The organism is Hymenobacter plasmatis, from assembly GCF_020711255.1.
In the GTDB taxonomy this organism is placed as follows: Bacteria; Bacteroidota; Bacteroidia; order Cytophagales; family Hymenobacteraceae; genus Hymenobacter.
Map to the genome: position 1 here is coordinate 51,627 of NZ_JAJFAW010000007.1, position 12,211 is coordinate 63,837.

At 57.4% G+C, this 12,211-nt stretch carries 11 protein-coding genes and 1 tRNA gene; 1 reads left to right on the forward strand and 11 read right to left on the reverse strand.

What is annotated here, in order from left to right:
• Positions 1-77: 77 nt before the first annotated feature.
• The 8 genes from LJ738_RS06885 to LJ738_RS06920 form a co-directional block, all read right to left on the reverse strand.
• A complete protein-coding gene (locus tag LJ738_RS06885) occupies positions 78-1,262 on the reverse strand; it encodes an EpsG family protein (protein WP_227785574.1) in 1,185 nt (394 codons plus the stop codon).
• Positions 1,263-1,351: 89 nt separating this feature from the next.
• Positions 1,352-2,827, reverse strand: coding sequence for a lipopolysaccharide biosynthesis protein (locus LJ738_RS06890; protein WP_227785575.1), 1,476 nt, complete (start codon positions 2,825-2,827; stop codon positions 1,352-1,354).
• 37 nt (positions 2,828-2,864) lie between these two features.
• Complete coding sequence (locus LJ738_RS06895) at positions 2,865-5,144, reverse strand: GumC family protein (RefSeq protein ID WP_227785576.1); 2,280 nt, start codon at positions 5,142-5,144, stop codon at positions 2,865-2,867.
• Between the two features lie 12 nt (positions 5,145-5,156).
• On the reverse strand, positions 5,157-5,963 hold the full coding sequence (locus tag LJ738_RS06900) for a polysaccharide biosynthesis/export family protein (RefSeq protein ID WP_227785577.1): 807 nt from the start codon (positions 5,961-5,963) through the stop codon (positions 5,157-5,159).
• 573 nt (positions 5,964-6,536) lie between these two features.
• Positions 6,537-7,118 (reverse strand): GAF domain-containing protein, encoded by a 582-nt coding sequence (locus LJ738_RS06905; protein WP_227785578.1) that lies wholly within the window; start codon positions 7,116-7,118, stop codon positions 6,537-6,539.
• Between the two features lie 425 nt (positions 7,119-7,543).
• Entirely contained in the window at positions 7,544-8,254 is a 711-nt protein-coding gene (locus tag LJ738_RS06910) for a hypothetical protein (RefSeq protein ID WP_227785579.1), read from the reverse strand.
• Positions 8,255-8,356: 102 nt separating this feature from the next.
• Positions 8,357-9,103, reverse strand: a complete 747-nt coding sequence (locus tag LJ738_RS06915; RefSeq protein WP_227785580.1) for a hypothetical protein — start codon at positions 9,101-9,103, stop codon at positions 8,357-8,359.
• 58 nt (positions 9,104-9,161) lie between these two features.
• Positions 9,162-9,767, reverse strand: a complete 606-nt coding sequence (locus LJ738_RS06920; protein ID WP_227785581.1) for a thermonuclease family protein — start codon at positions 9,765-9,767, stop codon at positions 9,162-9,164.
• Between the two features lie 70 nt (positions 9,768-9,837).
• On the opposite strand from LJ738_RS06920, the gene LJ738_RS06925 reads away from it, so the two are divergent.
• Complete coding sequence (locus tag LJ738_RS06925; RefSeq protein ID WP_227785582.1) at positions 9,838-10,032, forward strand: hypothetical protein; 195 nt, start codon at positions 9,838-9,840, stop codon at positions 10,030-10,032.
• A 205-nt stretch (positions 10,033-10,237) separates the two neighbouring features.
• Here the strand turns inward: LJ738_RS06925 and LJ738_RS06930 are convergent.
• The 3 genes from LJ738_RS06930 to LJ738_RS06940 all read right to left on the reverse strand — a co-directional run bounded on the left by LJ738_RS06930 (position 10,238) and on the right by LJ738_RS06940 (position 12,151).
• Positions 10,238-10,311: transfer RNA gene (locus LJ738_RS06930), tRNA-Arg, on the reverse strand.
• Positions 10,312-10,432: 121 nt separating this feature from the next.
• Entirely contained in the window at positions 10,433-11,146 is a 714-nt protein-coding gene (locus LJ738_RS06935) for a TVP38/TMEM64 family protein (protein ID WP_227785583.1), read from the reverse strand.
• Between the two features lie 105 nt (positions 11,147-11,251).
• A complete protein-coding gene (locus tag LJ738_RS06940) occupies positions 11,252-12,151 on the reverse strand; it encodes a DUF2167 domain-containing protein (RefSeq protein ID WP_227785584.1) in 900 nt (299 codons plus the stop codon).
• Positions 12,152-12,211: the final 60 nt, after the last annotated feature.

Genomic DNA, 12,211 nt, shown 5'->3' on the forward strand with positions numbered 1-12,211 from the left:
CAGTTGAGCTGGCTTATAGGACTAGCTGGCCCTTAGCGACTTGCTATAACAAGGGCCAAGCTTATGCTACTAGGGCCTTACTCTTCGATATTCTGGCTGCGCTCCTGAGTGGTGGTTTCCAAGAGCAAAAACCGGAACGGAGAGGTTTCTGCCGCGGAGTTGTAAATGGCCCGGTAGAAAAATGCCACCATCATCAGGGCAATGGCATAGCCCAATATTTCTTTTACCATACGCTGGGTGCGGCTATGGAAAAAGAAGAAGCACAGAAAGCTCAGGATGAGCACCCGGAAGTTGAGCAGGTAGTCGTTGGTCCGCGCCAGGATAAAGTTGTCGTACACCAGACGCTCGAGCAAAGCGCCCAAAAAGTAGAGGTTGTAGTACTTGTAGAAGTCGTATTGCTTGAAGTTCTCTTTTAGGTCCTGACTAAACCAGATGATGATGAAATCGAGAATGAAGAATAGGGCACGGGCTGTGCCGGCACCCACTTTGCCTTCGTCGCTAATCTCCTGCATGTAGTCGAGGTTGTCGACGTAGTACTCGTAGCCGGCCAGGGAAGCGAGCGGCCCGGCCACCTTGAGCACAAAAGCCAAAACGGCGGGCGCAAACGCCGTGACAAACAGCAGCAGGCCTATTTGCACGTAGCGGTTCTTAAACCAGTCCCAACGCAGTAGCGGAAAAAAGAGGGCCCCCACCAGAATGCTCTTATGGAAGCTGTAGCCAAACAACAGCCACAGCAGGGCCCAGCCATACTTTTTATCAAAAGCCAGATTCAGTGAATAGAAGAATACAAACCAGGCCAGGGTTTGCCGCATGATGTTCATGCTGCTGAACATCAAGAGGTACGTGAAAAAGAAGTATATGAACCAGGGAGAGAGGAAAGGAAACTTCGCTAATGATTTGAATAAGAATAGGATTTGAATAAACGCGATGATGATAAAGAGAAAGGCATAGTGGGCGTGCAGGTAGTTTAGAAATTCGTTTAGCAGCCGGTAGCCAAATTCAATGTCCCGAGGGTACACCCCGGTTTCGCGGAGCTTCAGGTACCATTCTAGGTAGGCCTTGTAATCGATGCCCACGTAGTAGCGGCACCCGATAATGAGGGAGTAGGCCGCAATGAGAAAAAGCAGGTTAGGGCCCCAGTAAGAGGGGAATGCTATGGGTTCTTCGTTCTCATTCAGAACCGCCTGCACCGAGGGAAGGGCCAGCAGTATCATGAACCCCATCAGCAAAGTGTAGAAGATGTAGGTCCCGGGTTCGGTCATGGATGGCGTCGGCAGTAGTCAAGTGGAAGATGTGGCGCCAGCACGCAATAGGAATAGCGGGCCGGTCCGGCCCAGGCTACGCCAGTGGGTTAGATGTTGACCGGGGTGCTGGCTGGAGCGGCCTTGGTGAGCAGCTTCCGGACCATCTGTACATCGTCCTGCGAATACACCCGTAGCAAATAGCCCACGGGGAGCAGCAGGAGTAGCATGGCGGCCCGTATGCCATAAGTGGAGTAGTAATTGTCGGCCGGTACGATGCCCGAAATCACGTACCAGGCCACCATCAGGCCCATGAAATAGAGCAGGGTGGTCGGGTAAAAGAAGAAGCGGATTTGCGGGTCTACCTTTTTGGCGGCCCAGGTGAAGAGTACGCGCTCGAACACGCAGGCCAGCAGCAGCCCAAAGGCAACGGAAACCGGCAGGTTGTGGAACCAGTTTGCATAAGCCAGCAGCAGCGTACACCCCACAATGGCACCGGCAAACAGGAGGGAAGTCCGGCGAAACTCTTTCAGGCGGTTGTTGGCAAAGAGGTAGTTCTGGTAAGGAATTGTGAGGGTTTTCGTATAGGCAAACAGCAACGAGAAAACCAGCACCGGATACGCCTGCATGTAACGAGCGCCAAACACTAGGGTAATGAGCTCCTGACCGAACAGCACCGCCACCAGCACCGCCGGCAGGAAAATAATGGAGATAAAATGCTCATAGTTGGCGAGCTGCTCCATGGTTTTCTCGTGGTTGTTCTCCGAAATGTTTTTGGAAAACACCGACAGGAAAATGCCACCAACGCTCACCCCCAGCGTGAGCACTAGCAGCCCCAGCCGGTTGCCCACGTTGTAGTAGCCCAACTGCTCGGCCGGCACCCCGAAAATGCCGAGCAGCACCTTGTCGAAGCTGATGAGCAGGCCGTAGGCCACGGTGGAAGTAGAAATGCTAAGCGAATAGCGGATGTAGCTCTTAACCACGGCAAAGGAGAACGTGCCAAACCGGGCACGTAGCAGCTGCACCAGTGGATAAATCGAGCTCAGGCCGCAGGCGGCCATCATGTACCAGGCAATGCCAATTTCAGACTGCCCGAGCACCACGGCCACTATTTTTGCAATGTTGATGACTATCTGGGCGTAGAAGTCCACCATATTGGCCTTTACGATGTTGAGCTTCGAGGTCTGGTCCGTTGTATACAGGTACAACGGCGTCATGAGGTAGTCCTGCAGAATGAAAATGATAATAAGCGTTATCTGCAGCTCGGTGAACGTGCCCTGGTGGCTCATCTGGTTCCAAGCCACAAAGGCCAGCACCAGCAGGGAGGTGAGCACATTATAAAAGACAAAAACCGCCAGGTAATTCTTCATCCCCACGCTCGGGTCGTCGTTGTACATCTTGAGGTGGGCACTGTTCACCGTGTGGGTAAACACCGACTTGATAAGCACCTGGAAAGACATGGCTAGGCTGATGTTGCCCAGAATAGCAGGCCCGCCAATACGCGCAATGAAAACCGAGCTGAGAATGCCAAAGGCCATCGACACCAGACTGATGGCAAAGTTCTGGCTTAGCTTTTTTCCTAACATTTGCCTCTGGTCTGTAAGATGATGACGCTAACTGATGCTACGAAAGGAAGCTGCTGTTTTCTCGCCGTGCGTCGTTGAGCACAACCACGGCCGGGCCCAGTTTTTGCTGGTTGGCCACGTCATGCAGCAGGTCCAGCCGGGCGCGGGGGGTTTGGTTGCAGCGCACCACCAGCAGGGTCGCATCAAGGTAGGGCGCTAGCGCAAACACGTCGGCCACCTGCCCAACCGGGGCTGAGTCCAGCAGCACGTAATCAAACTGCTTGCGCAGCTCCCCAATCAGGCTGGCTACCCGCGGATGTAGCATTAGCTCGGCCGGGTCAGGCGGTAATTTCCCTGTCCCAATAAGCAACAGGTTGGGCGCAAACTCTGGCTTCTGCAATAGGTCACACACGGTCCGGCCTTCGCTGGCCAGGTAGTCGGTCACCCCTTCGGATTCGGGAAGGCCGGCTCCGGCAAGCACGCCTGGGTGGCGCATGTTGAAATCAACTACTACCACCCGCTTACCCGCTTGGCTCAGGCTGACGGCCAGGTTCAGGCAGACGAAGGTTTTACCGTCCTTTGCTGTGCTCGAGGTAACCAGAATTACCTGCAGGGGCTGGGTGCCCAGTACGAAGGGCAGGTTGCTCCGCAGAAAGCGAAACTGCTCGGCCACGGCCGGCCGCTGGACCGACGCCAGCGCCAGCAGCCCTTTGGCAGGGGCGTGGCCGATTTCACCCAATATTGGAGCCGACAGGGCTTGGGTCACGTCTTTGGGCTGTTGCACCGTATCGGAGAGAAAGTCCCGCAGGAACAGAAAGCCGAACGGCAGAACCAAACCCAGGACCAGCGCCAGCCCGTAGGCAACGGGCTTGTTGGGGTCCACTGGCGTTTTGCTGGCCAGAGCGGGGTCGATAACCCGGGTGTTAGACACGGTAGCCGCCAGCGACAGGGCCGACTCTTCCCGCTTTTGCAGCAGGTAGATGTACAGGTCACGCTTCACGCCGGCCTGGCGGTTAATGGCGTTCAACTCCCGCTCAATGTTGGGGATGCGGGTGGTGCGGGATTGAAAATCATTGGCTTTGGCCGCCAGTATGCCGCGGGTCACTTGCAGGCCGCCGCCAATAGAGCGCAGGTTTTCGAGCATGTTGAGCCGGAGGTTAGCCAATTGCTCGTTGATGTTCAAAATCAACGGGTTGGCAGGCTCGGCTACGCGCAACATGCGCTTGCGCTGCAGCTGCAGCTCGTTGAACTTACCCACCAGCTCCTGCAGGGCCGGGTCGTTCAGGCGCAGCGTACTGGGCACTAATTCAAACTGCGACTTTTGCTGCGACAGGTAGCGCTGCAGGGACTTGACGACATCCAGCTGAATGTTCAGCTCGGAAAGCTGCTTGTTGTAGCCCGTGCTTTCCTCCAGGTACGCGGAAGCCTCCGAGCGAACATCGGTAACCTGGTTCTGGCGTTTGAATTGCTCCACCTCCTTCTCCGTTTCGGAAAGCTCCGAAATGAGGGTGCGCAGTCGTTCGTCAATAAAGGATATAGTATTGGTGGCGAGGAGATTACGGTCTTCCTTGCTTTCCTTGTTGTACACCTCGATGAGGGTGTTCAAAATGTCGATTCCTTTTTCCGGTACCGGATGCGTCAGGCTGACGGTTAGCACGTTGGCCTTCTTGTTATTCTGGGCTACCGTCAGGTCTTTGTTGTAGCCGGTGGTTAGGTCCTGGATGTTTTGCAGTACCACATGTACGGGTTGGGCAAAGGGCTGCGTAGCCGCGGGATTTAGCTCAACGGTGAAGGTGCCGTAGGGCCGCACCACGAGCTGCCCAAAGGCGTAGGTGGTGCGCGGGGCGTTGGCTTCTTCCAGCGAAAACCGCTTGTTGTCAACCGGGTACAGGGTCAGGTCTTTTTTGCCGGGCAGGGCCTGGAGTTGCTTGACGCGCAGGCGCAACGGCACCTGGCTGCCGTAAACTTCTTGCTTCTTGAGAAACCCGTCGACGTAGTAGCTGGCCTGCAGCGAGAGCTCCGTGAGCACCCGTTGCATCAAGGTGACCGACTTCAACGATTCTATCTCGTTTTCCAGCGTCGTCGACCGGTTGAACACGTCCAGGTCCTGGAAGGCGGCGTTGCCGGACTGGTAATTTGGCCCTTTGTCGACGTCCCGTATCAGCAGCACGCTGCTGACCAGGTATCGGGGCGTGGCATATTTTAAGTAAGCAAAAGCCAGGCCCAGGCACAAAGTAAGGCTGGCCCCAAACACGTACCAGTACCGCCAGTATTTGCGGAAGTAGCGCTTGAAATCGTTTTTATCGGACTGGGAGTAAATGATTTCTCGCTCCGCCATACGGGTTGGGTCTTAAAGTAACCGTAAGGAAATGAGGGTGTAGCCCAACGTGGATATCACGGCGCCCCAAATGGCGATATACCGGTTGTTGGGATTGGTTTGAGCCACTTTGGTCCGGTTATCCGGCTCAACATACACAATGTCGTTTTGCTGCAGGTAGAAGAACGGCGAGTCAAAAAAGCTCTTGGAGTGCAGGTTGAGCCGGGTGGTGACCCGTTCGCCGCCTTGCTCCCGGATAATGAGCACATTTTCTCGCTTGCCAAACTCGGTCATGTCGCCGGCCAGGGCCAGGGCTTCCAGCACGTTCACGCTCTCGTTGGGGACGATGAAAGAAGCAGGCTTGTGCACTTCGCCCATCACCGTCACCCGGAAATTGACCACGCGGATGTCCACAATGGGAGCTTTGATATACTTCTTTATTGCGGTGGTCATGGTTTGCATGGCCTCCTCCCGGGTGAGGCCCGCGAGCTTTACCCGGCCGATAACCGAATAGATGATGTTGCCATTTTGGTCAACCACGTAGCCTTCGTCTTGGCGTTTGTTGGTCACGGCGTTGTTCACCGTGTTCGCATCCGTGGTGTTGGCACTGCTGGTGGCGGAGAGCACGCCGTTATTGAACAGGACACTGGCTTCTGGACTTAGGCTACTGACCCGGATGGTCAGCAAGTCGCCGGGCTGAATGCGAAAAGCGGGTTTGTTCAGAATTTGGTCTTTGGTCGCTGCCGTTCCCTTCAGGTCATCAAGATAAACCAGGTTCCGGCTTGAACTACAGGCGCCAAGGATAAATATTGAGACCGCAATAAAGAGGGCAATTCCCATTCGCCGCGAAATAGAAATAATTACCAAGGCTTTTCCATTTTGGAGGCGTGTCACTACTTAAGGTGAAAGAGTGTTCTAGGGAAAGTACGCAGACTTCAGTTAAAAAAAGTTGCAGGGTGTATATTCTTAGCTGCCTCAATATTAGCCCTTGGACTTCTCAGACAAACCCTAATGCCTTTCGAGATGACTGCACCCGGTTTCCGATTACCAAGGAAGCTAGCAGCAAATGCCGACCTTTCTTGGGCTTGCTTTCCTCCTTAATGATGCCCGTTTTGGTACAACTAACTGACAATTGGCTAAACAGGTAGCTTAGATAAAAGGAAAGACCAAGTAACTCAAACGTAGGACCCTCTAATAGGACGAAGGTAAGGGCAATTAGTGTTCTAAACCCTTTGCCAGGGCTACCATCTCTACTCACCGCTCATAGATTTGCCTGAACTACGACCTTTTGTGTAAAAACACGTTTTATCGAGCTAGATAATGAGCAGGGGCTAACTGGGAGCGGACTCCTGATAGGAGAGCAGTTGCCTGCAAGTGGCAATGGTGGAAAAATTCTTTCCGTCCTGGCAAGTCCTATTTCCCCTCACGGAATTCCCGGAGCTGCCGCTGTATTTTTCTCAATTCCAACCGCGTGCTTACCAGCCTTGCTAGGGTTTCTAAAATCAATAACTTATGGTCGGAAAGTTGGCGTGGCCGTTTATCAGCCAGGGCCAACGCTCCGAGGGCGTACCCATCAGCATCGACAATGGGCATGCCCGCGTAATACACAATGCGCGTTGCGCCAGTTGTTAAGGGATTGTCGTGAAAGCGTTCGTCGTAGCGAGCGTCTTGCACTTCCATAAGCTGGTCGGGATGCAGGATGGCAAAGGCACAAAAGGAATATTCCCGAGGTGCTTCCTTCAATGCCAGCCCGTGGCTAGCTTTAAACCATTCACGCTTTTCGTCCACAAGTGCCAAAAAGGCCACTGGGGCACCGCTCATCTCCACGGCCTGCTGGATTATTCCTTCGAACCACTCCTCTCGTGGTGTTTCCATGATGTCGCATGCTGCCAGTGCATGCAGCCGAGTAGTCTCGTTGGTCGGCAGTGGAGCAGGTATCATGCTTCGCAGAAGATATGGATTCATGCCAAACAAGAGGGCGAAGGCACTGAGCATGCCTGCTAGAAGCCAGAGTCTACTTGTAGAGCTATGCTGCCTCGTCGCTGGTGTAGGCTTTAATGCCTTCATGAGGATTACCCGATTTCAGAGTGCAGAGATGCTTGCACGCTGACTTTTTAGTAGTTATTCGGTTAAATTCAGTAGTTCATGCAGCCCGGAAAGCAAGTTTTCCTATCTGAGTTCGACCGGTGCTGCACTGGTTAATCTGTCGTATTGTTTGGCAGTACCCAGGGTTCAAATTATTATGTTTACGGGTGTTCTGTAGCCACAACTTGCGGAAGAAATTGCTTTCGGTGGGCGACGAAGCAGCGGATTCTCTGACAATGATTCGCCAATCAAGAAACACCAAAAAGCCCACCAGCAAAAAGCGAGTGGGCTTGTTTAGGAGAAGAACGAATCCAGTTTAGGCAGGTGCTGCCCGGCTACACGTCGATGCCATACGAGCCTTCGGTGAAGAGGCCCGTGGCCGTGCGGCCATCGGCCAGGTGCACAGTAAAGGGCTGGCCGGCGTACCGGTCGGCAAACGTCACCTTGGCAGTCATCGGGTCCTCCACGTACACGAACAGGTACATCTCCACCGGCGTCGAGCTGCCGCTATAGAGCGGGGCAAAGTCCAGGCTCACGCCCGGCGCCGATTCAATAGTGATGCCCGCCACCGTTCCGTTCGGGCCGGCCAGCGTCACCTGCTCCGCTACCGTCCCGTCCACCACGGGCGCCGGCTCCGGGGCCGGGGCCGGCTCAATGACCACCGGCGGGCCCACTACGACCGGGGGCACGTCCACCACTTCCCCAAACAGGGTCTCCGCGGCCAGCACCGCGCCGCCGTTGCCGTCCACCATGGCGTTAAAGAGCTGCACTTCCTCGCCCGGCGTGCTGGCAGCCATGCTCGTGCTGAGCAAGCCGGGCAGGCCGGCCGTGCGCAGGTCGTGCACCAGCAGCGTTTCGGTCGAGACGTCCACGCCGTAGAGTAGGTTAATCCGGTCCACGCGCGCTTTGGCGTCGGCCGCGCCGATTAGGGCCGCGCCGAGGGCCGTCGCGTATTTGCGCACCCGGCCGTCGTAGCGGGCGCGCAGCTTGAGCGCCGTTTTCAGGCGCTTGTCCGCTTGTTTTTGATAGGCAGTTTTGGAAGCCATCCGAAAGAGTGAATTAGAAGTAAAACCAAGAGAAACCGGGGCTCGGCCCCACCCAAACGGCCGGCGCCAGTCGGCGCCGGCCGCATACCCTAGCCGCCTGCCTTACGCCACGTAGGCGATGGCCAGCGGGTTGGTGGCGTTGTTGTTGAGCGGGTAGAGCTTGCCGTTCAGCTGCTGGTAGAAATTCACGCCCAGCACGGCCATCACCACGTCGTCGGCCGTCGGGGCCGTGGGCAGCGTGGCCACCAGCGCCTGGTCGGCCATCGGGGCCGCCGTAACCGCCTGCGTGCCGAACGGGGCGGCCACCGTTCCGGCCTCGTAGGTGCCGGTTTCAAAGTTCATCGTGGCCACCCCGTAGAGCAGCTCGAAGTGCGTGGCGCCCTGCGGCGCCACCAGGTCGGTGGCCGGGTTCAGGCGGGGCACCGTCAGCGTCACGTCCGCACCGGCAGTGGCCACCGCAAACGGAAAGAACAGGCTCTGGCCCAGGCCGGCGCCGCTGTTGAAGTCGAAGCCGAGCAGCCCGCCGACGTTGTCCTTGTCCACCACCCGCTCGCCGCGGTCGTTGGTTTCGTCCAGGCCCACGATTTGGCGCACGCGCTGCGTGAGCCGGCTCACCATCCGAGCGTCCGAGGCCGTGGCGATGAGCGAGCGGAAGGCCGAGCGGATGAGCTTGCCGCCGGTGGCCGCGCGGCCGAATTCCGACGCGTTTTCCCGGGTACGGGCCAGCGAGGCGGCCGAGGCGAACGCGGCTTTGTTGGAGGCCGGTTTCTGACGAACCGTGCCGTTTTTGGCGAAGACAAGGCCGCCCACCGTGCCTTGCAACCCCAGGATGCCATTTTGAGAGGCCATGAGAAGAGGGAATAAAAGTGAGAGAAAGAACCCGGCTGCTTGCACGTATGCGGCCTCGTTACCAGGTGCAGCCAACCCGGTAGCGCCGCTTGATTTCTGCTTTAAAAGACCGCCACAGCTTCGGCGGCACGGCCTGGCTAGCGCCACATTTCCACAGGCCGCGCCCGGCTCGCTGCGCGGCTGCCTGCTGCTGCGCGCGCCCGGCCACCTGGTGGTCCGGGTCAAAGGCCCAGGCCCAGCCCCTCACTACCATCAGGGAATCCAGCGGCGCGGCGCGGCCCGCGGCGGCCACGGTCGCTGTCGGCAGCAGCACCGTGCCCAGCGTCCGGCCGTAGAGGTCCATGCCCGCCCGCGCCACCAGCACCACCCGCCCCGGCGTCAGCAGCCGGGCCACCGAGTCGGCCGCCTGCGGCCCAAACGGTTGGTCGTGCTCCGGCGCGTCCACGCCCAGCAGCCGGAACCGGTACGTCGAGGAGCCCGCCAGCAGGATGTAGGTATCGGCGTCGACCACGCGCACCACGCGGGCCGCCTCGGCAGCCGCCGCGGCGCGGGCCGTGAACGAGAGCGGCTCGCCCGTCTCGGGCTGAGTCGACAGACAGCCCGCGACCAGCACCGCCAGCAGCGCCAGTTCACCTACCCGTAAAATAGTCCGCTTGGTGTTCATGCTCCGAACCTACGGACGGGTTTTACCCGTTGTATATTCGTCTGCCACTTTCACCCAACTGTACCCGATTATGCCCCAGGTTTGCATCCATCCCAAGGAAGTAGCCCAGCTTACCGGCACCAAATACGGCACGGCCAAAGTCCTGCTGCAGCGCATCCGCGCTGAGCTCAACAAGCCCGCCCGGGCCTACGTCTCGGTGGCCGAATTCTGCCATTACACCCACCTTCCTGAGGAAGAAGTTTCCCGTGCCTTAAATACCCGGTAGGGATGGAGCATAGCTCGAGTATGGGTAAAGCCACCTTCACCCCACCTTGTAGAGCTCTGTCCGACGCCTTTTGAAGTGTCCGACGCAGCCAGGGCCAACGCAGCAAAAAAGAACCGCTACCCACCCCGGTCTTTTAATACTGTCCGATATTCTGTCCGACAGAAAAGCAAAAACCCCATTTCCTGGCTGGAAATGGGGTTTTTCGTGGTCGTGTAAGGAGTCGAACCTTAAACCTTCTGATTCGTAGTCAGATGCTCTATCCAATTGAGCTACACAACCCGTTCCCGTGATGGGACCGCAAAGGTAAGAGGGAAAAATGCGGCAGTGCAAACCACGACAGCTTTTTTCATGAAGAAAAGTTGGTCTTTGCGGCCAAATAGCTAATAATCAATCGAAGATTTTAACTGTTTTCGGTTGCGCCACGGCGGAGAGCCTTTTGCAAAGCCCGGTTGAAGATGAAGAGCAGGCCGAATAGTGAGGCTGCAACCAAGCCAATGAGCACCGTTTTGCTCAGGGCGCCCTGGTCTGGGTCGCGCAATAGCGTTAAGACGTCGGACGCTTCGGTGCCGAGCCAGTAGAAAAACAAGCTGCGTGGCAGCATGCCCACCACCGAGGCCACCAGAAACCGCCGCCGCGGCACGCCCACAATGGCCAGCACAAAGGTCATGAGCGCAAACGGGAGCACGGGGGAGAGGCGCGTGAGCAGAATGAGCTGCCAGCTTTGGTGCTGCAGTTCGTTGAGCACGGCTTCGGCTTTGGGGAAGAGGTGCAGGAAGTGGCGCAGCTTGCCGTGGTCGAGGCGTTGGGCCAGCTCGTAGCCAATGGCCGAGGCCAGCGCGTAGGCCAGCACCATGCCCGCCAGCCCAGCCCAACCGAAATAATACCCCGTGACGATGGCTACAAACGTGGTAGGGGTGATGGCGAAAGCCATGGTGATGGCAATCACCACGAAGTACAGCAGCTGCTGGGCTACGCTAAGGTGCTGCAGCAACTGCTGCCGCTCGTACAGCAAGAGCAGCAGCGACGAAGAGCCCAGCAGCGGCACTGCCACCAGCAGGAACATGGTGAGCAGCGTGGAAAAGTTTTTTCGGAAAAGCTCGCGCAGAAATTTCATGGGCAGCGAAGGTAGGAGGGGGGCCAGCCTTGGCGGGCGTACCCAACCAAAACCGGCCCCACCTCGGTATCCGCCGCTTTACGCCAAAGCCGAGTGGTGGGTCGGTTATTCTTTGGCGCCGAACCCAAAAAACCGCTTTACGCTGGCCCAGGCGCCGGCCAACGCCAGCAGGCCCAGTTTCCAAAACTTGAGGACGACGGCAAACAAGCCCACTTTTGCCAGCACCTTGCCCGCCACCAGGCCGCCAATGGAGTAGGCAGCCACCTGGTCGATGCTGGAGTCGAAATCGAGGTATTGCTGGCCTTTGGTAAAGGTGGTGCCGGCCAGCAGGCCGGGAATGCTTGCCTTGATTTCGCCAATCTGGCTGGGCTCGCCGATGGCGTTGAGCACCAGCACGCCTTTGCGGCCGAGCAGGCGCACGTTGTAGTTGAGCACAGTATCGGGGCTGCTGCCGAAGCGCAGGGACTTGGCCCAGTGCAGGGCGTGGGTGTCTTTGTCGTAGTAGGGGTTGGAGGCCCAGCCCAAGAGGTAAATGGGAGCGTAGCCGGCTTTCTCGCGGTCGGCGTTGCCCTCCCGGGTGTCGTTCTGCATTTCTTCCAGCAGCTCGTCGTACTTGATGTCGTCAGCATCGTCGTCCACGTGGCCCATGTTGTCGTAGTCGATGCTGTAGGCCCAGGCCATTTCGTCCATGGGGCCTTTGCCAGTAGGAAACAGCATGCCCAAGGACTCCTGATTGGGGTTATCCCAGAGCTGCACGAGCACCCGGCGGCTCTGGGCCGAGTCGAGGTAGCGGAAGCCTTGGGGCACGGTGAGCTCGCCGATGCCGCCGGGCAGCACCACGTGGCCCTGCTGGTAGCGGAAAGTAGCGTTAACTGAGTCGGCGAAAACTTTGTAGGCGGCTTTGCGCATGGCCACCGAGTCGGCCGCGGTGAGCGAGGGCTTGGGCCGGGCCATGGCTGCGGTGTGCAACAGCAGCGGAATAACGAGCAGTAGAATTTTTTTCATGCGAAGCTGAAAAGAGCAAGAAATGAAGGGGTAGAAGTAAAGCAAACCGCGAATATAACC